This window comes from Cellvibrio sp. pealriver, from assembly GCF_001183545.1.
In the GTDB taxonomy this organism is placed as follows: domain Bacteria; phylum Pseudomonadota; class Gammaproteobacteria; order Pseudomonadales; family Cellvibrionaceae; genus Cellvibrio.
In genome coordinates this window covers 1,607,292-1,629,478 of the sequence record NZ_KQ236688.1, presented here as the reverse complement: position 1 = coordinate 1,629,478, position 22,187 = coordinate 1,607,292, and the positions used below count along the sequence as shown (strand labels likewise).

The window sequence follows — 22,187 nt, the reverse complement described above, 5'->3', positions numbered from 1 at the left end:
AAAGCGTAAATAGAGGTGCGATGCAGCGCAGCAGACCGCTATAATCGCGAGCGTTTTTAGCTGCTCCAGCACGGTGCGATTGCCAATTTATCCGGTATCACGCTTGGCGATGTGTTGAGTATAGCGGCTGATAGTCGATTTCCTGTAGCTGTACTCATCGGGCGATTAATGAATGGTAATGGTTCTGAACGCTGGAACGAAAGGCAAACAATAAGCATGTCTGAATCGCTTGATGCGGCATCTGAGCCGTTACTGGAATTTCTTGGGCTTGGATGTGAGCGCGATGAGCGTTTGCTTTTCTCCGGCCTTGATCTGCGTCTTTTTGCCGGTGATGTGGTCCAAATCGGTGGGCCTAACGGCGCTGGCAAAACCACCTTGCTGCGCGCCATCGCGGGTATCAGCACGGATTACCACGGGCAAGTCCGCTACCTCGGTCAAGCTCTACCGGCAGCAGCGTGGGAATTTGCGGGCGATAGTCTTTATCTGGGGCATTTGCCCGGCATCAAAAAAGCCCTGACTCCAGCTGAAAATCTTGCTTGGTACCAAGCGCAAACTGGCGCTGTGGTATCAATTGATGAGGCTCTGCGCCTGGTTGGTCTGTATGGCTATGAAGATACTCCCTGCTACCAGCTGTCGGCAGGGCAGTTACGCCGTGTTGCCTTGGCTCGCCTGCATTTAAGTCGCGCGCGTATCTGGATTTTGGATGAACCCTTCACCGCCATCGACAAGCTCGGCGTGAGCCAATTGGAGTCTTTGATTGCGCAGCAATCATCAAAAGGAGGCGTTGTAATACTGACCTCCCATCAGGATCTGAATTTGCCGCAGCTGCGTTTGGTGAACTTGCAAGATTATCAATCCGGTTTATCCGGAGCAGATCTGTCTGGACGTGCAGCTTCAGATGGGCAGCAGCAGGTGCAGTATCATGGCTGATCTATCTCCAGCAGCAGGTTTATTCGATGGATTTGTCGCCAGCTTCCGGCGCGATTTACTGATTGCCGCGCGTCATAAAACTGAACTTGCCAATCCACTGGTGTTCTTCCTGATCGCTGTAACCTTGATCCCGTTGGGGGTCAGCCCCGAAAAAAATGTATTAGCATTGCTCGCCCCGGGGATTGTATGGGTAATGGCATTGCTCGCGACGCTTTTGTCATTGGATGGTCTGTTTCGCAGCGATTACGATGACGGCTCTCTGGAGCAAATGCTGATCAGCCCTCAATCGCTCTATTTCACGGTAATGGCGAAAGTGCTGGTGCACTGGTTGGTGTCGGGCTTACCTGTCACGTTGCTTGCGCCTCTGTTAGGGCTCATGTTGAGTTTGCCAATCGAGGGTTATTTACCTTTGTTGATTTCGCTTGCGTTAGGAACAGCTTCCATGAGTTTAATCGGTGCTGTGGGGGCTGCTTTGACAGTTTCATTGCGTAAAGGCGGACTATTGCTGTCGCTCATTGTGATGCCGCTGTATATTCCGGTGCTGATATTTGGCGCAAGCGCAGTACAGACGGCTATTCAGGGCGGGGCAATTGGTATGCAAATCGCAGTGTTGGGCGCATTTCTCGCGTTAGCGCTGGTTCTTGCTCCGATTGCAGCACTGGGTGCTTTGCGAATCAGCACTAATGGTTAATTTATATCAATAATAACGAGATTTTTGATCACAACAGCGAAAGGTCTTCACCACTATGTCATGGCAATGGTTTCATCGTTTGGGTTCACCCCGCTGGTTTTATGAAAAAACCACCCCCTGGTTACCGTGGTTAACGGTATTCAGCTTTGCATTGATTATTACCTCGGCTATTTGGGGGTTGGCATTTGCACCCGCCGATTTCAAGCAGGGCAACAGTTATCGCATTATCTACATCCATGTGCCGGCTGCGTTTTTGGCGCTTGCAGGCTATTACATCATGGCCATTTCCGGTGCTGTCGGCCTTATTTGGAAAATGAAATTACCGTTTATGGTGATGAAATCTGCTGCGCCCATAGGGGCCTTGCTCACGTTTGTGTCGTTGGTGACAGGCTCTATTTGGGGCAAGCCTACCTGGGGCACATGGTGGGAGTGGGATGCCCGTATCACCTCAATGTTGATTTTGTTCTTTTTATATCTAGGTATGATCGCTCTGCAACAAGCGTTTATGCATCGCGATACCGCGGATAAAGCCAGTGCAGTCCTCGCATTGGTGGGAATGGTCAACATCCCGATCATTTATAAGTCTGTCGATTGGTGGAATACCTTGCATCAACCCGCCACCATCAAATTCACCAGCAAGTCCACCATCGATCCTTCTATGTTGTATCCACTATTGCTAATGGTGATTGGATTTTATTGCTTTTACGCGCTGGTGTTATTGCTATATACCCGCGTGGAAATTTTACGCCGTGAACATCGTACCCAATGGGTAAATGATTTAATCAGTGCAGCAGATAAGCGAGGTTGATCATGAAGTTTCAATTTGAATCTTTTGCAGAATTTATGGCGATGAATGGCCATGGTCCGTTTGTATGGTCGGCTTATGCGATCACCTTTGCAGTGCTGGTGTTTTTATTTGTCAGTCCCATTCTGCAAAAAAAAGCATTCATTAAACAGCAGAGAAAACAGCAAAAGTTGGCGCAGACCAATAGTGCCAGTAATGGCGTAAGCAATTAAGTTTTTACCATTAGCCGAAGAGCGCAATATCCATGCATCCGTTACGTAAACAGCGTTTAATGATCGTCGTATTTATTGTGGTGTTTTCCAGCTTGGCCGTCGGGCTTATGGCTTATGCGTTGCGCGAAAATATCAATTTATTTTATCCCCCCAGCAAAATTGCATCGGGTGAGGTGCCACACAATACGCGTATCCGTGCGGGCGGATGTGTAAAACCCGGTAGTGTTCAGCGCGCAACGGATTCACTGCAAATTCATTTTTTGATTACAGATGGCACGGCAGATGTCAAAGTGAATTTTAATGGCATTTTGCCTGATCTTTTTGCTGAGGGTGAGGCTGCTGTTATAAATGGTATTGTGACCGAATCAGGTGAAATCAATGCTAGCGAAGTGCTTGCTAAACACGATGAAAATTATGTTCCACCCGAAGTTGCTGAAGCGATGAAAGACAAGGGCGAACATCAGAAAACCTGTGAGGGGTTACAGTATGGCGCTTGATTTTGTTCAGCTGGCTCCAGAGCTTGGCCAATTCGCATTAATTTTGTCGTTATGTCTGAGTGCTGTGTTATTTGTGCTGCCATTGATTGGTGCTCACTATGGTAGTCACGTGTTGATGCGGTCTGGTCGTTCTCTTGCAGCCGGATTTTTCGTGTTCGTTTTTTTCTCATTTTTGTGCTTGGTCTATTCCTTTATCAATGATGACTTTTCGGTAAGTTATGTTGCATCCAATTCCAATTCACTGTTGCCGGTTTATTACAAAATCAGTGCGGTATGGGGCGGACATGAAGGCTCCTTATTGTTGTGGATTTTAATGTTGGCAGGTTGGACCTTGGCAGTGGCGGTATTCAGCCGTTCATTACCTCTGGATATGCAAGCGAGAGTGCTTGCTATCATGGGGTTTGTTGCGGTCGGGTTCTTATCTTTTATCCTGTTTACCTCCAATCCGTTTGATCGAATATTGCCTGTACCTCCTACAGATGGCAGCGATTTAAATCCACTGTTGCAAGATATCGGATTGATTATTCACCCGCCTGTTCTGTACATGGGATACGTTGGTTTCAGTGTGTGTTTTGCCTTTGCAATTGCTGCTTTGTTAACAGGCCGTCTCGATAGTGCATGGGCGCGCTGGTCTCGTCCATGGGCAACAATGGCCTGGGGCTTTTTATCGGTTGGTATTGCGCTGGGCAGCTGGTGGGCCTATTACGAATTGGGTTGGGGTGGCTGGTGGTTTTGGGATCCGGTTGAAAACGCCTCCTTCCTGCCTTGGTTAATTGGCACTGCGTTAATTCATTCGCTTGCTGTTACGGAGAAGCGCGGTTTGTTCAAGAGCTGGACAATTCTGCTTGCCATTTTCACCTTCTCCCTCAGTTTGCTCGGTACCTTTCTTGTTCGTTCCGGTGTTCTTACATCTGTACATGCCTTTGCCAATGATCCAGAGCGTGGCGTATTTATTTTGGGCTTCTTGTTACTGGTAGTGGGAGGGTCGCTCACGCTGTATGCATTGCGCGCACCAGTGGTGAAAAGTTCGATTGGATTTGGCTTGTTATCACGGGAAACATTACTGCTGGGCAATAACATTTTACTCACCGTTATTATGATTATGGTGTTGCTGGGTACTTTGTATCCATTAGTTGCCGATGCATTGGGACTAGGAAAAATATCGGTGGGCCCACCTTACTTCAATATGTTTTTTTTGCCGTTGATGGGATTGTTGTGTTTGTTGATGGCATTTGGGCCAATATCAAATTGGAAGCGCACATCTACTTCCCAGTTTATCGCCTTGTTGTGGAAACCTTGGGTAATCAGTTTGGTGATTGCATTGGTATTCCCGCTAATCTATCGCGATAAATATGAAATTCTCGCTGCAGTTACCGTATTTGTTGCGTCATGGATTATTACGGCGCAGTTGGCTGACTTGATTTATCGCTTACGCAATAGTGACTCTTTTCTTCAAGGTTTTAAAAAATTAAGTTTGAGTTACTACGCCATGCTTATTGCCCACGCGGGAATAGCGGTTACTACCGTTGGTGTAGGTTTGACGAGCATCTATACCGAACAGCGCGATGTGCGCATGGAAATAGGGCAGCATGTCACCGTTGTGGAATATGAATTTATCCTCAACGAGTTGGTGCATATTGATGGCCCTAATTACACCGCCGAACAAGCCAATATCACTGTGCTAAAAAATGGACAATTTTTGCGTGAAATGAAACCCCAGAAACGCCGCTATCTTGCATCAGGCAGTGTGATGACCGAAGTGGAATTGGATGTGGGACTTTTCCGTGATTTATACGTAGCTATGGGTGAGCCTTTGACGGAAACAGCATGGGCAATGCGTGTACATCTCAAACCATTTGTCCGTTGGATCTGGCTGGGTGCTTTAATGATGGCGTTCGGTGCCGTGCTTGCAGTTGCTGATAAGCGTTATCGTAAAATCCAGAAACAAGAATCACCGGCGGTTGAGGCGGTAGCAGGAAAATTAGCAAATGAATAAACAGCGGCTATTTCTATTTGCACCTTTGGCGATTTTTATTGTGCTGGCAATGTTATTTTGGCGCGGACTCTCGTTGGATCCGACTGAAATGCCATCGGCCTTGTTAAATAAACCTGTGCCTGCATTCGAGTTGCCTGTATTGCCTGCGCCAGAAAATCCGACGGGCCTTTCGGTCGCAAATCAGGACTTGCTCAAAGGAAAAGTAAGCTTGCTGAATGTGTGGGCGACCTGGTGTGTGACCTGTCGTCAGGAGCATGAGTTTTTAAATCGCCTGAAAGCCCAAGGTGTACCGATTTACGGTATCAATTACAAAGACAATACCGAGGATGCACAGCAATGGCTTGCGCAATTGCACAATCCTTATGTATTTAGTGTGATTGATTCCGACGGACGTTTTGGGCTTAACCTGGGTGTTTTTGGTGCGCCCGAAACCTATGTGATCGATAAAGACGGCGTTATCCGTTATAAACATATTGGTGATGTTAATACCCAAGTGTGGGAAGGGACGATTAAACCTATTTTCGATAGTCTTAAGTAAATAACGAATAGCTCTTGTAACCTACTCAAAACAGCGGGACTTGATCAAGATCAACTCCCGTTTGTTCCTCTGGCGTACACTGAATCCATCAAGAAAAAACGCGGAGGTTTTTATGTATATCGATTCAATCGTTCTTTATGGTTTGGTAATAGTAACCCTGACATGCATGATGCTGACTTATGTAGGGTTCTATGCTTACAGGCATATTAAAGAGGACTCAGCAAAAGCGGATGAGGGTGCAAAAAACAACACTGTGTGATGTGATTGGGAAGGCGATAGACAAATAATCAGTGTCCAGTCCTGAAATAAGTTGACACTGATTTATCCAAACGCCCGATGCACCTCATCGGGCGTTTTGTATTCCAGGGATAGATGCGGACGACGTTCGTTGTAGATCCGAATCGACTCGGCCACCATCACTTTTGCTTCTGCAAGATCCCTAGGTTTCCTTATCAAAAACTCACTTTTCAAAATACCATTCACACGCTCTGCCAGCGCATTTTGATAGCAGTCGTAACCATCCGTCATCGAACAATGAACACCGTATTGATAATGCAATTTCTGGTATTGCGCTGAACAATACTGAATACCCCGATCTGAATGGTGGATGAGCTCATCACCACTGCGTCGCTGCTGTAGTGCTTGTTTATACGCACCGATTACTGACTCAGCCTTCAGATTGTCATGGACGCAATGCCCCACAATCTTGCGCGAATAGGCATCGGTCACCAAACTCAAATAGGCCTCGCCCTGATGCACGGGTAAATAGGTAATGTCAGCCACCCAAACATGTTCTGGTCGTTGCGGAATCACTTGATGTTCACCAGGCTTCAGAAGATTGGGATGTTTGCGAAAGCGATGATGGCTGTGCGTTGTTTTGTGATAAGCCCGCTTGGTGGGAACCAGCAGGCGATGTTCGCGCAGCAAAGCAAACAGTCGATCTCGCCCCACAACCAATGCGGATTGTTGTAACAAGCGCTGTAGTTTGCGCGTTCCGATGCAGGGTTGTAATGCACGTTCACGCTGCACCGCATCAAGGAGTATCTGCGTGTGCACTTCTCGTTGTCGCACCCGCTTACATTGTTGATACCAGGCTTGCCGACTGATGCCGAGTAGCTGGCAACCACGGACAACGGATAAACCCGCTAACGTTTTCGTTTGGATGATGTTCCGTGCGGCTTTTTTACCACGCTGACTCCATAGTCGCGCTTGAGTACATCAACCACCGCTTCGAAAAAATCCGCTTTTTGTTGGGTTAGAGCGAGCTGCTGTTCCAGTTCTTTGATGCGCTGTTCTGGCGTTTGAGGGCGAGGATTATCGGACATGAGGAGGCCTTTTGCTGGTAAACCTAATGACCAATCCAGTTGACCATGCTTGCGCAGCCAACACAAGACTGTAGATCTGCCTTGTATACCGTAGCGAGACTGGGCTTGTTTATAAGTCATCTCTCCTTTTTCGATTTGATCGACAAGAGCCAATTTAAAGGCGAGAGAGTAATCACGCTGGGTGCGTTTAATAACGGGATTCATAACACTTTCCTCAGTAGAGAGTAGAAAAGTGTCAACTTTATTCAGGACGGGTCACAGGCATAAAAAAAGCCCCAGATGTGGGGCTTTTCATTTCATATAGTGGCGGACCGGACGGGGCTCGAACCCGCGACCTCCGGCGTGACAGGCCGGCATTCTAACCGACTGAACTACCGGTCCGCAGCGTCACAAAAAATCACTGTTACCTTGTGAGTAAGAGTGGTGGGCGGTACAAGACTCGAACTTGTGACCCATGCCTTGTAAGGGCATTGCTCTACCAACTGAGCTAACCGCCCAAGATTTCACGCTTTTCAGCGCTCACCTTGTTGGTGGCGCGTATTCTAATCATGTAAACGCGTCGGTCAACCTTTTTTTAAAAGAAATTTATCTTTTTTGTTTTAAATGCAGAAAAAGGTTGGAAAACAAACACTTGTGAATGGTTTTTGTTCGTATCGGCAAAGTTACCCGCTGCTGCATGCGAGTTGTTATACTCGCGTGAAATTTTCGATCCTCATGGGTACTCATTCTATGTGTACAACGCTTGCGCGATTTTGTATTCGCTTCTGTGTATTTTTAGGTGTGTTGATTCCGCTCTCCAGTCTTGCTGCGATTGAAGTACATGAGTTCGACAATGAACTTGATCGTAAGCGTTATCAAAGTTTTATCGATGAAATGCGCTGCCCCAAATGTCAAAACCAAAATCTGGCTGGTACCAACTCGCCTATTGCAGTGGACTTGCGTCGTGAACTGGAAATGATGATTAAAGAGGGTAAGTCCGATAAAGAAATAATTGATTTCATGGTGGAGCGTTATGGGGAGTTCATTTTGTATCGCCCACGATTATCGTCTGCGACCATTTTGTTATGGTCTGCACCAATCATTTTATTATTGCTCGGTGTGGTGACCTTGCTGTTGATTGTGCGCAAGCGTCGTCGCGTTGAAGTTGATGTAGGCTTGTCATCGGCAGACCAGGAGCGTTTGGCGAATTTATTGGCTTCATCAGAAGATCGTGCTGTGATTAAAAAAAATAGCGAAGCACCCTTGCAGGAGAAAAATCAATGATGTCCTTATGGTTAGGGGTAGTGCTTCTGTGCGCTCTGGCTGCGGTATTTGTGTTATGGCCATTGGTTCGCCATGGTAATCGTGCGACCGAAAATACAGAGGAGCAGATAGCGGATCGCTTGGCGGAAAATATTCGCCTGTTTCATGAGCATATTGCGGAGCTGGAGTCGCAATTGGCCGCAGGCCGTATTGATCAGGTGCAATTTGATCAACTGAAGTTGGAGCAAGAACGAGCTTTGCTAGCGGATGAAACGGATATTCGCGCACTGAAGCACAACCGTATCGTGAGAGTAGGGTTCAAAACGTTATCAGTAATTGCGCTTGCAGTTATCGTGGTAGCCTGGAGCTTCTATCAGCATCTGGGTAGCAGTGCGGATGTTGAAATTCGTCAGGCGCAAGAGCGTAAGCTCGCCCTTGATGAGGCCGATTATAAAGCCGGTCGCACACCCGATCCTGAGCGTGCGCGTGAATTGGCACGGCTTATTAAAGAGCGTTTGACGGATAATCCCGAGCAGCTGCAATACTGGTTCTTTCTTGCGCGTATGCAAATGGAAGTCAATGATTTTACTTCTGCAGTAGAGGCATATCAGCAAGTATTAGCGCGCGACCAAGAGTCACCTATGGTGATGGCTGAGCTTGCGCAGGCTACGTTTTTGCGTGATGGTAATAAGATGAGTCCGCTTGTAAGTGATCTGGTTGCAAGGGTGCTGAGCGTTGAGCCAAACAACACTATGGCCCTTGGTCTTGCCGGTATAGAAGCATTCGGAAAGCAGGATTACATCGGTGCGATTAAGGCTTGGAGGCGTACTATTAATCTGACGGGAGAAAACACCTCCGGCAGTCAGGCTCTGCAGGCGGGTATAGAGCGGGCTACGGGGCTTTATTTTGCTGCGGGAGGGACAAAAGAATCATTGGCTGAAGCGCTCGCAGGTCGTCAGGTAATTGTTAGTGTCAGTCTTGGGGATGGTGTTGATGCCCGTCCGGATCAAGTAGTGTTTGTTTATGCTCGCGCATGGCAAGGTGCCAAAATGCCGTTGGCGATTACACGTGTAAAAGTGTCTGAGTTGCCCAAACAAGTCCTGCTAACTGAGTCAATGGCTATGACACCTGAAATGAGCCTTGCTTCTGTCGATGCGGTGGAGGTGGTTGCCCGTATCTCCCAGAACGCCTCTGCCACTGCCCAGCCAGGAGATTGGCAAGGTTCATTTGGCCCTGTTGATATGAAATCTTCATCTGATGCAGTGAGTGTGAAAATTGACCAAAAACTGACGCAGTAACATCAAATGACCGTCACACAAAAGGCAAGCTGATTTTGAGTGGCGATTGAAATTTAGTCAGTCTTCAGGGGGCGGTCATTTTTGCATGACGGGGCGGGTGTAAAGCGCTACGCAAATGTGTAGAATCCCCGCCTTAATGGTTTTTTTGACGGCAAGCCAATATTAATTAATCTCAAAAATACCAAGTAAATCAAACAGCTGGATGGCAAATGCCGCCAGACATAATTTTTGAACAGGCAAGTTGGCGAGGGCGCTCCAACTGTATAAGCCTGCAGCAATATGAGTGATACGGATCTATGCGGCTAAAGTGCATCAAGCTGGCTGGCTTTAAATCGTTTGTTGATCCTACAACGGTCAACTTTCCCAGCAACCTATGCGCTGTTGTTGGCCCAAATGGCTGTGGAAAGTCCAACATTATTGACGCTGTTCGCTGGGTAATGGGGGAATCCTCCGCTAAAAACCTGCGCGGCGAGAACATGACGGACGTTATTTTTAACGGTTCAAGTGGTCGTAAACCGGTTGGCCAGGCTTCTATTGAACTGGTTTTTGATAATTCAGATGGTACCCTGCTTGGCGAATACGCCGCCTTTACTGAAATCAGCATCAAACGTAAAGTTTCCCGCGATGGCGATAACAGCTATTACTTGAACGGCACCAAATGTCGCCGCCGGGATATCACCGACATTTTCCTTGGTACTGGTCTCGGTCCTCGCAGTTACGCGATTATCGAACAAGGGATGATCTCTAAACTGATCGAGGCCAAACCTGAAGATTTACGTGTCTATATTGAAGAAGCTGCAGGCATCTCCAAATACAAAGAGCGTCGCCGTGATACCGAAAGCCGTATGCGTCGTACGCAGGAAAACCTTGAGCGTCTAACTGACATCCGCGATGAGCTTGAGCGCCAGCTCGCGCGTTTACAGCGTCAGGCTCAAGCCGCTGAGAAGTACGCAGAATACAAAAAAGAAGAGCGTTTACTTAAAGCGCAATTGCAAGCTCTTAAGTACCAACAATTGGATATGCAAGCCAAGGCTAAACAAGCCGGTATTCGCGATCTTGAACTGCGTATGGAGTCCTTTGTTACGGATCAGGTCAACAAAGACACCCAAATCGAAAAGTACCGCAGCCAGTACACTGAGCTTGGCGATAAATTTAATGAGGTTCAAGGCCGTTATTATGCGATAGGGGCAGAAATCGCCCGTCTTGAGCAAAGTATCCAACACGCAAACGAACGTGCGCGCCAGCTGCAAACTGATTTGGATCAAACCACGCGCGATAGTAAAGAAGCTGAAGAAAATTTATTAATCGACACGCAAAAAACCGAAGCATGGGAGGCTGAGCTTTTAGAGCTTGAGCCGGAATTAGAATTGGTTAAGGCGGCTGAAGAAACTTCTGGCGAATCATTAATCGATGCAGAAGAGGCGATGCAGCGTTGGCAAAATGAATGGGACAGTTTTAACCAGCGAGCAGCTGAACCGCGTCAACGAGCCGAGGTGCAACAGTCCCGTATTCAGCATCTCGAACAAGTACAACAGCGTTTATTGCAGCGCATAGAGAAATTGCGCGAAGAAAAAAATAACCTTCAAGATAGTAATGAAGATGACTCTATCGCTCAATTGACAGAGCAGCTTGCAGAATTGGATCTCGTTGCCGACGAAAAGCGTACACAGTTGGATACGTTTACAGAGCAACTGGATACTACTCGCAATACTAACAACCAATTAATTAATGAGCTTGACCAAGCGCGCAGCAAGCTTCAAACAATGCGTGGCCGACATGCCTCACTTGAGGCTTTGCAGCAGGCTGCACTGGGTGAGAAAAACAAAGCGGTTACCCAGTGGCTCGAACACAATAATTTAACCGGTAATTCACGGTTAGCTGAATTAGTTTCTGTTGCAGATGGTTGGGATAAAGCCCTGGAAACTGTGCTTGGGAATACGCTGCAAGCGGTTTGTATCGATCAAGTAGATACAGTTGCTGGCTTGTTAGAAAACCTCACGCAAGGTGAAGTGGTATTGTTTGATACCCATGCTCAATCTGCAGCAGGGGCATCCAGTAAAAGTACGCTATTGAGCTCGAAAGTAACTGCTGCCTGGGATGTCAAAGGATTGTTAGCCGGTATTTATATCGCCGATGAATTGTCCGCAGCACTTTTATTGCGCAAACAGCTCTCTGCAAATGAATCGGTTATTACTCGCGATGGCATTTGGATTAGTCCGCATTGGGTTCGTGTTACGCGCGATACCGATGCGAGTTCAGGTGTGATTGCTCGCCGGCAAGAATTGGAAGAGTTGAGCGCATCTATTGCTGATGCAGAACAAAACATTGAATTGTTAAATGAGCAGCTTGAGGAAGGTCGTGCAGCGATCAAACGCCTGGAGCAAGATCGTGAAAATCTGCGTCGCGAAGTGGATGAGCAAAGCCGTAAGTACGGTGAATTGCGTTCACAGTTAAGTGCCAAGCAAGTTCGCATCGAACAAATGAATATGCGTCGTGAACGCGCAGACAATGAAATCCGTGAAGCGCGTGAGCAAATGGAGCAGGAAGCAGAGCATCTATCTGAAGCACGGATGATCCTTAGCGAAGCGATTGAAATGATGGAGCAGGACACGGATTTGCGTGAATCGCTTTTGCAGCAGCGCGACGACATCCGTACCGGCTTGGATAGCGCCCGTCAGCGCGCCCGACATGACAAAGACAAAGCGCACGAAATTGCAATGCGCTACCAGTCTGTTAAAACTCAATTGGATTCTATCCGTTTAGGTATTGGGCGGCTGCGTGAGCAGACATCGCGTTTACAAGAGCGTCGCGAACAACTTCTTGCGAATATTGCTGATAATCGTGATCCAGTTGAAGAATATAAGCTGGAATTGGAAGCGTCTTTGGCAAAACGCCTTTCCGTTGAGGCATCGCTTACCGAAGCGCGCCGTGCGCTTGAAACGGTGGAGCATGAGCTGCGTAATTCAGAGCAGGCACGTAATCGTGCAGAACAAGAAGTCCAAGCCGTCCGCGCGCATTTGGAGCAAGAGCGTTTGGCTGCACAAATGTTCGAAGTTCAGCGTGCCGGTATTGTTGAGCAGCTTGAGGAAGAAGAGCTAAATCTGGATCTTATTTTGGCGGAAATGCCGGACGGTACGGAAGTAAAACCGCTGGAAGAAGAGCTTGAAAGTCTTGCCGGTAAGATTGCTCGTTTGGGGCCGATTAACCTGGCGGCAATTGATGAATATAAAACAGAGTCCGAGCGGAAAAATTATCTTGATGCACAAAATGCAGATTTGATGGAAGCGCTTGAGACTTTGGAAAATGCGATAAAGCGTATTGATCGTGAAACCCGTACTCGCTTTAAAGAAACCTTTGATCAGGTTAACAAAAGTTTGCAGGAATTATTTCCTAAAGTATTTGGCGGTGGTCATGCCTATTTGGAATTGACGGGAGAGGAGTTGCTCGATACTGGCATTACGATTATGGCTCGTCCACCGGGCAAGCGTAATAGCACCATTCATTTATTATCGGGTGGTGAAAAAGCATTGACTGCGATTGCGTTGGTGTTTTCGATTTTCCGTTTGAATCCTGCGCCTTTCTGTATGTTGGATGAAGTGGATGCACCCTTAGATGATGCGAACGTGGGTCGATATGCACGCATGGTTGAAGAAATGTCATCGCAAGTGCAGTTTATTTACATCACACATAATAAAAATGCGATGGAAATGGCTCACCAATTATTAGGCGTTACTATGCACGAGCCTGGTGTTTCGCGTTTGGTAACAGTAGATGTGGATGAAGCTGCAGAATTAGCTGCGGTTTAACATTGAACTCATTTTTTACGGATAACCTTATGAAAGATTTGGTCATCATCATAAGTACCTTACTAATCCTGTTGATACTGGCGGATGGGATCAGGCGTAAGCGCAATGAGCGTAATGGCAACATCAAAGTCTCCCGCTCATTGAAAAAAAATATAAAACAATCATCAGATTACGACGATGTAGAAGATGAGGCTCCAAGTTATACCAGTGAGCTCCCAAATGGTGGCGCAAGGGTAGTTGGCAAACGTGATGTTTCAGCACCTATCCCCAGTATTGAAAAAAAGGCGCAGGCCAAATCGTATTTGGAAAAGCATCAGTCCAGAGAGCAAGATGCAATTTCCCCTCGTGTGCAGCGTGAGCCGCAGCAAACCAGTTTAAATCTGGGGCAGGCGGTACCTATGCTGATGGAATCAGTTGACGACAATAAAAATCGCTCTCTGCCATTGGAGGACCGTATTGAGCCGAGTTTTTCTGCGAATAGGGAAAGTGATCTTGATGAAGACTATGATGATCGTGAAGCGGGCTCGCAAAATCGTTACGAAACTGAAGATTATGATGCTGAAGAGTATCGCGAAGATTACGATAGCAATTCCGAATATGAGCAAGATGACGAGATTGGTGATGATGATCTGGATGATACGGAAGCATTGAATCCGGAAGATAATGATGGCTATGAAGATGATGGCTACGATGAGGACGAATATGATGATGAAGAATATTCGGAAGATCAGGAGTATGGAAATGCTTCTGGTAACTCATCGCAACAACAATTTGCAGAAAAGCAACCCTCCGAACCGGAAGAAGTACTCATTATTAATGTTATGGCTCACAAAGGTGAGATGTTTAATGGTGGCGAACTGTTAGATGTTATTTTGAAATGTGGTATGCGCTACGGCAGTATGGATATTTTTCATCGTCACAGTGATACAAAAGGTGAAGGTGCACTGTTGTTCAGTATGGCGAATATGGTTAAGCCGGGTACGTTTGATCTGGATGCTATGGATGACTTTGAAACACCGGGTGTCAGCCTGTTCATGACATTGCCAATTAATGCGGACTCAATGCAATCATTTGATCTGATGGCGGATACAGCTCGTGCTATTGCGGAAGCACTCAATGGTGAATTAAAGGACGAGCAACGTAGTGTAATGACTCGTCAAACCTTGGAACATTGCAGGCAACGTATTCGCGACTTTGAGCGTATGCGTTTATTCCGTCGGCCGCCTCGTTAATTCATTACATATGAACTTTTATCGTCACAAGGAGGTGCGAGAAAAATTGCAAGCTAAGGCATGAATCGCGCATCGCCCCAAGCCGAATCATCAGGTATTTTTATTCATGTCTACTCTCTCATTATTTGACAATATTCCCTCTGGTGTTGAGCAAGAAATTGCGGATTTACGCAAACAACTCCAACATCACAATTACCGCTACTACGCGCTTGACGATCCCCAAATTACCGATGCTGAATACGACCGTATGATGCAGCGGTTGCGCGAGTTGGAAGCGCAATATCCTGATACGGTGACTCCAGATTCTCCCACGCAACGAGTCGGTGCGGCACCTTTGTCTGCATTCCAGACAGTTATTCATGAAATGCCTATGTTGTCTCTCGACAACGCCTTTGATGATGAAGAGTTATTGGCATTTAACCAGCGCATTTTAGATCGATTGAAAATTTCGGGCGACATTGAGTATGCCTGTGAATTAAAACTCGATGGGATTGCGGTGAGTTTGTTGTATCGCGATGGAGTACTTGTACGTGGTGCTACGCGTGGCGATGGTACAAATGGCGAGGACATTACCCAGAATGTCCGCACGATCAATTCAATTCCGCTTCGCTTGATGGGGAATGGCTTTCCTACAGTATTGGAAGTTCGTGGTGAAATTTATATGCCTAAAGCAGGCTTCAATGCGCTGAATGAAAAAGCCCGTGCCGCAAATGAAAAACTTTTTGTAAACCCGCGTAATGCGGCTGCAGGCGCACTGCGCCAACTGGATTCAAAAATTACCGCAAGTCGCCCCTTGGAAATGTGTGCTTATTCTATTGGTTGGGTGGAGGGTGGTCAGCTACCTGATACTCATAGTGGTGTATTGGCATCATTAAAAACTTGGGGTTTTTTGACCAATCGCGAAACAGAAGTCGCTAATAATATCCAGCAAGCGATGAAGTTCTATCGCCGTATTGGCGATAAGCGTGATCAGTTGCCATACGATATTGATGGCATTGTTTTTAAAGTCAATTCGCGCAAGCTGCAAGAAGACTTAGGTTTTATTTCCCGCGCACCCCGTTGGGCTATTGCGTATAAATTTCCTGCACAGGAAGAATCAACCATTCTGTTAGATGTTGAGTTTCAAGTGGGAAGAACAGGAGTGATTACTCCAGTTGCTAAACTTAAGCCCATATTTGTAGGTGGGGTTACGGTATCTAATGCAACTCTTCACAATAATGACCAAATATTAAAATTAGGTATTTGTTATAACGATACTGTTGTTGTAAAGCGGGCTGGTGATGTTATACCTAAAGTGGTTGCAGTTTTAACCCATAATGGTGGCGATAAAGTCGTTTACCCCAAGGAGTGCCCATGCTGCAACAACGAATTAAAAAAAGAAATAAAAATCAAGAGATTAAAAACAAAATCAAATGTCGTTGAAAATGCAGCAATTTACTGTTCAGCTGGTTTTGAATGTAGAGATCAACTTACTCAAGCGCTAGCACACTTTGTTTCTCGCGATGCCATGAATATTGATGGTCTTGGTGAGAAAATATTAGTGCAATTAGTTGATGTTGGGTTGGTTAAAAGTCCTGCTGATATATATGAATTGAAAAAGGAACATCTCATCGGGTTAGACGGTTTTGCTGAAAAGTCTGCTCAAAATTGTATTGATGCAATTAATTCAACGAAAAAAGTTAGTCTTTCAAAATTTATATATTCGCTTGGTATTCCTGAGGTGGGGCAGGAAACGGCTAAGAGATTAAGTGATGAGCTTGGTTGTATTGAAAATATAATTGGACTTAAACCCGAATTGCTGACTTATGTTACGGATGTTGGCTCTGAAGTTTCAATGCAGATTTATGAGTTTTTTAGTAATTCCGATAATAGAAAAATGGTTGATGACTTGTTAAAAGTGCTAGATGTTCAACAATCTAATGTTATCGGCTCTAAGTTTAAGCTTGCTCCTACTTTAGCTAACTTTATTGTGAAGCTGTCCATACCTGGTGTTGCTGCTGAGACCGCAAAGGCTATCGCCAAAAAATTTAGTCTGAACGATCTATTTTTCATATCTTCATTTGAGTTGAGCTCATTAAAAACGGCCAAAGGAGTAAAGATTTCTACCCGAGCGGTTTTGGGGGTTTTAGAATTTTTCGAGGACTTAGAGAATCGTGAATATGTCGAATCTTTGGAAAATGATCTGAAGTTAATGGGGGCGCATTGGGATCAAGTTAGAATCGATGAAGAGAATAGAGAGATTGGCTCCCTGGAAGGTAAGGTGTTTGTTATAACAGGTAGTTTTCCAGAGTTTAAGAGTCGAGGAGAGCTAAAGTCACTCATTGAAGCTCAAGGTGGTAAGGTGTCTGGTTCTCTGAGCGGTGCTACTTCTTATCTTGTCATAGGGGATGGAGGTGGTGGAAAACGAAACGATGCTGAGAAATTAGGTGTCCCCTCAATTACTCTTGAAGAGTTAAAGAAGCTTATAGATCGTATTTAGCAAGGGAGATCGGTGTGAATTTTATATTCTATGTTCAGGGTTCATCTGTTGAGCCATATAAAATTGAATGTGACTCCGAAAAGGGAGTTATGAGTTGCACGTGCCAAGCTGGTCTGAAAAAGCAAATTTGTAAGCATCGACTAGGTTTGCTAAAAGGAGAAAGTAAGGGGCTTCAATCTGGGTTAGAGGGGGCGTTGGATGCTTTTCTTGAAAATGTAAAAGACTCCAAATTGTTTAATAATTTCATTGAGTATCAAAAATTAGAGTTTGAGTCTGAATTATTACAGCAGAAGCTTAAAGTCGTTAAGTCTGAGCTTGCTAAGATAATGAAAGGTTGATATCTGATTATGATTCGGATTTTATTGTTTTCGATATTGCTTGGATTAGTGGGTTGTTCAACCACCAGACCATCAAATCCTAATAACTTATGCGATATTTTTGACGATAAGCCCTCTTGGTATAAAGACTCCAAAAAAGCGGAAAAGCGTTGGGGATCTTCTGTGCCAGTGATGATGTCCATCATGTATCAAGAATCGCAATTCAAACACAATGCGCGTACACCACGCACAAAAATATTGTGGGTGATACCTGGTCCGCGAAAAAGTGATGCCTATGGTTATCCACAAGCAAAAGATGATGTGTGGAATGAGTATCAGGACCAAAGTGGTAATGGCTGGTCGCGGCGCGATAATTTTGCCGACGCAATTGATTTTATCGGCTGGGATAACAAACAAAGCCAGAAACGCAGCCGTATAGGGTTGAACGATAGTTATAACTTGTATTTGGCTTACCACGAAGGACATGGTGGATATAACAGAGCAACCTACCGTCAAAAAAACTGGTTGATGAATACGGCAAGCAAAGTAGAAAGTCGCGCGCAACAATATCAGGCGCAATTACAGACATGCGAAGAGCGTTTTAAAGGAAGTTGGTGGTGGCCATTTTAGCTGGCAGTGATTAACGATTTTATTGCAAAGCAAATAGCGGAGTGATTATGGATCAAGAGTCAATTGTTTACGGTTGTATCAAGGATATATCACCGTCTATGGTGGAGTCAGAGCGTATCCGAACGAATCGTGAAGCAATGTTGTCCTTACCTCATGCAGATGAGTGGCCATTTTTAAGCCAAGAAATGTTTTCGATTCCCAGTGTGGATTCTCCGTTGTTTAATTATCAAACGGAGGTTATGCACTTTGGTGCATCTTATAAAGCGGTGGAATATGAATGGGATCAATGGATTGCCCAGTTTGAATCATTGTTGAGCCGTATGTATTGGGTATCCGCCACTGTGCATTTAGAAACTGAATTATCCGGTACGCACACATTCACCTGGGAAGCTAATGGCAGTTACCACAAGCCCGGTTCAGGTGATATGCGCGTGCGTTGTGAATGGAGCCATGAAGGCTCGTTGAATATTTAATTAATTCCGTCAGGTTTTTCCTATGTTAGTAACACCGGATTTCCGTTTTCGCCGTTTGCGTAAAACCACTGCTTTGCGCGCGTTGGTGCGTGAAACCCAAGTGTCGATGAATGATTTTATTTTGCCTATTTTTATTGAGGAGGGAATTGCTGCGCCGGTAGCTATCAAATCGATGCCAGGTGTTTATCGCTATCCTGAATCACATTTGGCCGAGATTGTTACCCGTGCATGGAGCAAAGGCATTAAAGCGGTTATTTTATTCGGTGTATCAACCCATAAGGATTATGAGGGTTCTGATACTTGGTGTGAACACGGTTTGTTGGCACGTATGATACGCATCGCGAAACAAGCGCAACCGGATATGTTGGTGATAAGTGATAATTGTTTTTGTGAATACACCGAGCATGGGCACTGCGGTGTAGTTTGCGATGATGATGTTGATAACGATAAAACCCTCATGAATTTGCAAAAACAAGTTGTGATGGCTGCACAGGCGGGTGCTGACATGATTGCACCATCGGGCATGATGGATGGAATGATCAGCGCTATTCGCCAAGCCTTGGATGAAGCGGGTTATACGCACATACCTGTTATGTCTTACTCTACTAAATTTGCGTCAGCTTTTTACGGGCCATTCAGGGATGCGGTCGATAGCAGTTTCAAAGGGACACGCAACACCTATCAAATGGATCCTGCTAATGGGCGCGAAGCGCTTGCGGAATCCATGCAAGATGAAGCCGAGGGCGCGGATATTTTAATGGTTAAGCCCGGTATCGCCTATTTGGATGTGCTTGCCCATATCCGCGCAAATTCTGCGCGGCCATTGGCGGTTTATCATGTAAGTGGCGAATACGCCATGATCAAGGCTGGCGCTGCAGCAGGTGTGATTGATGAAAAAGCGATTGTGCTTGAAACAATGACGGCATTTAAGCGTGCGGGTGCAGATTTGATCATTACCTATTACGCTGAACAGTTGGCTGATTGGTTATCGGCATAGATATCGCCATCATTTCTTGTCACATTTTTAATTGTTCTTTATTTCGGATTTCCTATGTTAAATTTTTTTCGTGCAAACAAGCTGATTGCAGCATTGTTCATTTGTAGTTTTCTTGTCATTCTTCTTGGTGTTGCCTTGCTAATGTATTCAAAGTATCAAATTGAGCAACAGAAGAATGCCGAGATTCAACTGCAAGCGTTAACTAAAATTGCCCAAGAGGCTGAATCACAATTAATGCAAACTGTTGCAAATCCTGATGTACCTATTACCGACATCATTCCTGAAGAATCAGTAACCAAAGTTGAAGCAATGAAAAATAAGAATCCAGAAGCAGGTTCTGCTGATTGGTGTGAAGTGATGATGGTAAAGCCATCCAAAGAGTGGACTGTTGATGAGCAAAAAACCTTTGCTCAACACTGTATTTAACAGTTTGTCGTTGTGACAATTCCTGATGTTCTTTAGTGATTCCCGCCAGCATTTTTTTAATCCCCTCACTGGTAAGTACCGTGAGCTAGTCGCTGAGTGCCTGCGACTTCTTTATCAGCGTCTTTATACTGACTTGCGCGATTATGGTCATGCTATGAATCGCGAACAACTGGTTGATATTTTTAAAGAAGCCATTGCTCGTGCGCCGATCCTTGATGCTGACGGCGATACGGAAACTGGAGAAAGTGATGATGTCACTGAAGGGCGATTCAAAACCCAGCGCGACCTTGCCAGTTTTATTATCAATCGTTTAATTGAGAATGGGTGGCTGGAAAAGCAGGTTGATGAAACTAGCTTACAAAGTAGTTATGGTTTCAGTCGCATGGGGCGTTTGTTTACCCAGCCCTTTGCCGATAACGATGCTAATCAATTTCGCACGCGTAATCGCAATACCCGCAATACCCGCAATAGTTTGCAGGCATTTTATGATCAAGGAGAAATCAACGACTTGCTCGATGCCTATGAATATTCAGAGCGCATTATTAGCGATTTCACCGATGTAATTGCTGAATTGGAAGAACGCAAGCGTCAATTAGTGCGCGAGGTTGAGTCTCGCCAACTGATTCAACAGGCGAGCGACGAATTTTTTGATTTTATGGAAACTGTGTTCAAGCCCGATCTGGAAGTTCGTTTGTCAGCAGATAGTGTTGAAAAGTATCGCGATCAAATCGCGGACATCATCACTAAAATTCGCCGCAAACGTAAATACGGTCAAGGTGATGCAGAGACAGCGGCAAAAGATTGGCGTGCTGTTATGGAAATTCGTTTGCGCAAGGCTCTTCCACAAAAAGTCGTTCCTGGTATTTCCCTTTTGGAAACACTACTGCAAACGATTGATTCGCGTTTAAAAAATGCATGCGACATTATGTTGCCAGCACTGCGACGCGCCCTTAATACATTTACCCAGCGCGCCGATATCATCATTCGCCAGCTCAGTTACATTAACAGCCGAGGGCAAGATGATTTAATGGATATTTATCATGCATTAGGAAAATTAAGCGGTGAGCAACAAGATCAATTGTTGCTTGAGCAGGGCGAATCGATTGCGAGCATGAATATTGGTTTTGTTGATCCTGCACAAATTCAATTGCGTGCGCCGCGAACCATTCATGTGGTGCGCTCGATGCTGGATGATGATAAAGCCTTGGATGTTGAGGCGCAGAAAGATCTTTTTATCCAGCAGGCGTTAGATAAAGCGTTTATTTTACAGTCCAGCAGTTTGCGCGATTATGTACACGCCGCGCTTGTTGATAAAGGACATATTCGCAGTAGCGAGTTAAAAGCGAATTCTATGCAAGAACTACTAAATTTATCCCATGCGATAGAAGTGGGTGCTGCTGCGAATCTTTCGTCGCGTTATCGTTTTGAGGTTGATCAAGAGGCTTCATGGTTACAAGGGGCACCACTGGTATCGACGAATAATTATTTTACACGGCGCGATGAATTTATTATTCGCCTGATTGATGATGGTGCAGAGCATGAGTAACCCATTAAGTGTATTGCTGCAAGAACAGCTGGATAAACACAATTTGAGTCTGGATAACTGGCGCGAGTTGGTTCAGCGTCTTTTGGACTATGGTGTATTGTGCCGTGATGATAGCCAAGTTGAAGCGGAATTATATGACCGGTTTTTGCGTATTCACGAATTGATCAATGATTATTTTAATTTAATGGGAATTCGCTTCCAGCATGACAGCCATTTCCGCTTTGTGCGGATTCTCCCGCCGGGGGCGCGTCTTCCGGGTATGGACGATGAAGCAGATGAATCTTTTAATACCGGTCTGCGCAGCCGATTGAATCAACACGAAGTGGCCTTAGTGTTAGTGTTGCGGGCGGAATATGACAAGGCATTACGCGAGGGCAGCATTGATGAGCAAGGTTGTGCCACCTTGTCATTGGAAGCAATTGCTTTGGCTATGAAAAGCTTATTGCGCCGTAGCTTGCCAGAAAATATCGGTGAGCGCCGTCAGGCCTTTAAACGTTTACGTCAACTGCGTTTGATCAACTTTTTTGCCGAGGCTGATATCGATTCAGGGGAAAGCTGGATCAAAATTCGCCCATTGATTATCAGCTTGGTGAGTAATGAATGGCTTGAGCAAATTCGTAATCATCTTGCCGGAAATTTGTTGCTGGTAGACGAAGAAACTGATGAACAACAAGACAATAGCTCGCCATCTTCAAAAAAATCATCTCCTCATTTAAATCGTTCGCTTTTTGCAGCGGAAGAATAATT

The 22,187-nt window shown here is 45.5% G+C and carries 21 protein-coding genes and 2 tRNA genes; 20 read left to right on the top strand and 3 right to left on the bottom strand.

All coding sequences use genetic code 11. The features are described from left to right. Positions 1–216: 216 nt before the first annotated feature. The 8 genes from ccmA (at position 217) to VC28_RS19835 (ending at position 5,928) form a co-directional block, all read left to right on the top strand. A complete protein-coding gene (gene ccmA, locus VC28_RS06860) occupies positions 217–930 on the top strand; it encodes a cytochrome c biogenesis heme-transporting ATPase CcmA (RefSeq protein WP_049629991.1) in 714 nt (237 codons plus the stop codon). Then, positions 923–1,621, top strand: a complete 699-nt coding sequence (ccmB, locus tag VC28_RS06855; RefSeq protein WP_156184296.1) for a heme exporter protein CcmB — start codon at positions 923–925, stop codon at positions 1,619–1,621. The genes ccmA and ccmB overlap by 8 nt, the downstream gene beginning before the upstream one ends. A gap of 55 nt (positions 1,622–1,676) precedes the next feature. Continuing rightward, on the top strand, positions 1,677–2,429 hold the full coding sequence (locus VC28_RS06850; protein ID WP_049629989.1) for a heme ABC transporter permease: 753 nt from the start codon (positions 1,677–1,679) through the stop codon (positions 2,427–2,429). A 2-nt stretch (positions 2,430–2,431) separates the two neighbouring features. Further along, positions 2,432–2,638 carry a heme exporter protein CcmD gene (gene ccmD, locus VC28_RS06845; protein WP_049629988.1) on the top strand — a complete coding sequence of 69 codons (207 nt, stop codon included), beginning with the start codon at positions 2,432–2,434 and terminating at the stop codon, positions 2,636–2,638. A 32-nt stretch (positions 2,639–2,670) separates the two neighbouring features. Further along, complete coding sequence (gene ccmE, locus VC28_RS06840) at positions 2,671–3,135, top strand: cytochrome c maturation protein CcmE (RefSeq protein ID WP_049629987.1); 465 nt, start codon at positions 2,671–2,673, stop codon at positions 3,133–3,135. Beyond that, positions 3,125–5,131, top strand: a complete 2,007-nt coding sequence (locus tag VC28_RS06835; protein ID WP_082191437.1) for a heme lyase CcmF/NrfE family subunit — start codon at positions 3,125–3,127, stop codon at positions 5,129–5,131. The genes ccmE and VC28_RS06835 overlap by 11 nt, the downstream gene beginning before the upstream one ends. Beyond that, the gene (locus VC28_RS06830; protein WP_049629986.1) at positions 5,124–5,669 is read left to right on the top strand and encodes a DsbE family thiol:disulfide interchange protein; all 546 of its coding nucleotides are present in this window, start codon (positions 5,124–5,126) and stop codon (positions 5,667–5,669) included. The genes VC28_RS06835 and VC28_RS06830 overlap by 8 nt, the downstream gene beginning before the upstream one ends. Before the next feature lie 112 nt (positions 5,670–5,781). Continuing rightward, positions 5,782–5,928: a hypothetical protein gene (locus VC28_RS19835; RefSeq protein WP_197085491.1), complete on the top strand. Its 147-nt coding sequence runs from the start codon at positions 5,782–5,784 to the stop codon at positions 5,926–5,928. Positions 5,929–5,990: 62 nt separating this feature from the next. On the opposite strand, the gene VC28_RS19525 is transcribed toward VC28_RS19835, so the two are convergent. The 3 genes from VC28_RS19525 to VC28_RS06810 all read right to left on the bottom strand — a co-directional run bounded on the left by VC28_RS19525 (position 5,991) and on the right by VC28_RS06810 (position 7,491). After that, positions 5,991–7,198, bottom strand: a protein-coding gene (locus VC28_RS19525; protein WP_156184249.1) for an IS3 family transposase whose coding sequence is annotated in 2 segments (ribosomal slippage) — positions 5,991–6,856 and positions 6,856–7,198 — 1,209 coding nt in all. Because the reading frame shifts where the segments join, the coding sequence is not laid out codon by codon here. Between the two features lie 100 nt (positions 7,199–7,298). Beyond that, positions 7,299–7,375: transfer RNA gene (locus tag VC28_RS06815), tRNA-Asp, on the bottom strand. Positions 7,376–7,415: 40 nt separating this feature from the next. Continuing rightward, positions 7,416–7,491 (bottom strand) — tRNA-Val (locus VC28_RS06810). Positions 7,492–7,723: 232 nt separating this feature from the next. Here VC28_RS06810 and VC28_RS06805 point away from each other — a divergent pair. The 12 genes from VC28_RS06805 to VC28_RS06750 all read left to right on the top strand — a co-directional run bounded on the left by VC28_RS06805 (position 7,724) and on the right by VC28_RS06750 (position 22,185). Then, positions 7,724–8,257, top strand: coding sequence for a cytochrome c-type biogenesis protein (locus VC28_RS06805; RefSeq protein ID WP_049632225.1), 534 nt, complete (start codon positions 7,724–7,726; stop codon positions 8,255–8,257). After that, the gene (gene ccmI / locus VC28_RS06800) at positions 8,254–9,534 is read left to right on the top strand and encodes a c-type cytochrome biogenesis protein CcmI (protein WP_049629985.1); all 1,281 of its coding nucleotides are present in this window, start codon (positions 8,254–8,256) and stop codon (positions 9,532–9,534) included. Before VC28_RS06805 ends, ccmI begins: the two co-directional genes overlap by 4 nt. A 296-nt stretch (positions 9,535–9,830) precedes the next feature. Then, on the top strand, positions 9,831–13,340 hold the full coding sequence (gene smc / locus VC28_RS06795) for a chromosome segregation protein SMC (protein ID WP_049629984.1): 3,510 nt from the start codon (positions 9,831–9,833) through the stop codon (positions 13,338–13,340). A gap of 29 nt (positions 13,341–13,369) precedes the next feature. Continuing rightward, entirely contained in the window at positions 13,370–14,572 is a 1,203-nt protein-coding gene (gene zipA, locus VC28_RS06790; RefSeq protein ID WP_049629983.1) for a cell division protein ZipA, read from the top strand. Positions 14,573–14,678: 106 nt separating this feature from the next. After that, positions 14,679–17,051 (top strand): NAD-dependent DNA ligase LigA, encoded by a 2,373-nt coding sequence (gene ligA / locus VC28_RS06785; protein ID WP_049629982.1) that lies wholly within the window; start codon positions 14,679–14,681, stop codon positions 17,049–17,051. A gap of 14 nt (positions 17,052–17,065) precedes the next feature. Then, a complete protein-coding gene (locus tag VC28_RS06780) occupies positions 17,066–17,389 on the top strand; it encodes a hypothetical protein (RefSeq protein WP_049629981.1) in 324 nt (107 codons plus the stop codon). A 9-nt stretch (positions 17,390–17,398) separates the two neighbouring features. Then, positions 17,399–17,998, top strand: a complete 600-nt coding sequence (locus VC28_RS06775) for a transglycosylase SLT domain-containing protein (RefSeq protein WP_049629980.1) — start codon at positions 17,399–17,401, stop codon at positions 17,996–17,998. A 47-nt stretch (positions 17,999–18,045) separates the two neighbouring features. Continuing rightward, positions 18,046–18,471: a hypothetical protein gene (locus VC28_RS06770; protein WP_049629979.1), complete on the top strand. Its 426-nt coding sequence runs from the start codon at positions 18,046–18,048 to the stop codon at positions 18,469–18,471. A 22-nt stretch (positions 18,472–18,493) separates the two neighbouring features. After that, the gene (hemB, locus tag VC28_RS06765; protein WP_049629978.1) at positions 18,494–19,468 is read left to right on the top strand and encodes a porphobilinogen synthase; all 975 of its coding nucleotides are present in this window, start codon (positions 18,494–18,496) and stop codon (positions 19,466–19,468) included. A gap of 54 nt (positions 19,469–19,522) precedes the next feature. Beyond that, entirely contained in the window at positions 19,523–19,894 is a 372-nt protein-coding gene (locus VC28_RS19830; protein ID WP_049629977.1) for a DUF3012 domain-containing protein, read from the top strand. Between the two features lie 25 nt (positions 19,895–19,919). Further along, entirely contained in the window at positions 19,920–21,440 is a 1,521-nt protein-coding gene (locus VC28_RS06755; protein ID WP_049629976.1) for a Wadjet anti-phage system protein JetA family protein, read from the top strand. Then, positions 21,433–22,185 carry a DUF4194 domain-containing protein gene (locus tag VC28_RS06750; protein ID WP_049629975.1) on the top strand — a complete coding sequence of 251 codons (753 nt, stop codon included), beginning with the start codon at positions 21,433–21,435 and terminating at the stop codon, positions 22,183–22,185. The genes VC28_RS06755 and VC28_RS06750 overlap by 8 nt, the downstream gene beginning before the upstream one ends. Positions 22,186–22,187: the final 2 nt, after the last annotated feature.

Coding starts and splice junctions, on each gene's coding strand:
- ccmA (WP_049629991.1), top strand. CDS start 217: ATGTCTGAATCGCTTGATGCGGCATCTGAGCCGTTACTGGAATTTCTT.
- ccmB (WP_156184296.1), top strand. CDS start 923: ATGGCTGATCTATCTCCAGCAGCAGGTTTATTCGATGGATTTGTCGCC.
- VC28_RS06850 (WP_049629989.1), top strand. CDS start 1,677: ATGTCATGGCAATGGTTTCATCGTTTGGGTTCACCCCGCTGGTTTTAT.
- ccmD (WP_049629988.1), top strand. CDS start 2,432: ATGAAGTTTCAATTTGAATCTTTTGCAGAATTTATGGCGATGAATGGC.
- ccmE (WP_049629987.1), top strand. CDS start 2,671: ATGCATCCGTTACGTAAACAGCGTTTAATGATCGTCGTATTTATTGTG.
- VC28_RS06835 (WP_082191437.1), top strand. CDS start 3,125: ATGGCGCTTGATTTTGTTCAGCTGGCTCCAGAGCTTGGCCAATTCGCA.
- VC28_RS06830 (WP_049629986.1), top strand. CDS start 5,124: ATGAATAAACAGCGGCTATTTCTATTTGCACCTTTGGCGATTTTTATT.
- VC28_RS19835 (WP_197085491.1), top strand. CDS start 5,782: ATGTATATCGATTCAATCGTTCTTTATGGTTTGGTAATAGTAACCCTG.
- VC28_RS06805 (WP_049632225.1), top strand. CDS start 7,724: ATGTGTACAACGCTTGCGCGATTTTGTATTCGCTTCTGTGTATTTTTA.
- ccmI (WP_049629985.1), top strand. CDS start 8,254: ATGATGTCCTTATGGTTAGGGGTAGTGCTTCTGTGCGCTCTGGCTGCG.
- smc (WP_049629984.1), top strand. CDS start 9,831: ATGCGGCTAAAGTGCATCAAGCTGGCTGGCTTTAAATCGTTTGTTGAT.
- zipA (WP_049629983.1), top strand. CDS start 13,370: ATGAAAGATTTGGTCATCATCATAAGTACCTTACTAATCCTGTTGATA.
- ligA (WP_049629982.1), top strand. CDS start 14,679: ATGTCTACTCTCTCATTATTTGACAATATTCCCTCTGGTGTTGAGCAA.
- VC28_RS06775 (WP_049629980.1), top strand. CDS start 17,399: ATGATTCGGATTTTATTGTTTTCGATATTGCTTGGATTAGTGGGTTGT.
- VC28_RS06770 (WP_049629979.1), top strand. CDS start 18,046: ATGGATCAAGAGTCAATTGTTTACGGTTGTATCAAGGATATATCACCG.
- hemB (WP_049629978.1), top strand. CDS start 18,494: ATGTTAGTAACACCGGATTTCCGTTTTCGCCGTTTGCGTAAAACCACT.
- VC28_RS19830 (WP_049629977.1), top strand. CDS start 19,523: ATGTTAAATTTTTTTCGTGCAAACAAGCTGATTGCAGCATTGTTCATT.
- VC28_RS06755 (WP_049629976.1), top strand. CDS start 19,920: ATGTTCTTTAGTGATTCCCGCCAGCATTTTTTTAATCCCCTCACTGGT.
- VC28_RS06750 (WP_049629975.1), top strand. CDS start 21,433: ATGAGTAACCCATTAAGTGTATTGCTGCAAGAACAGCTGGATAAACAC.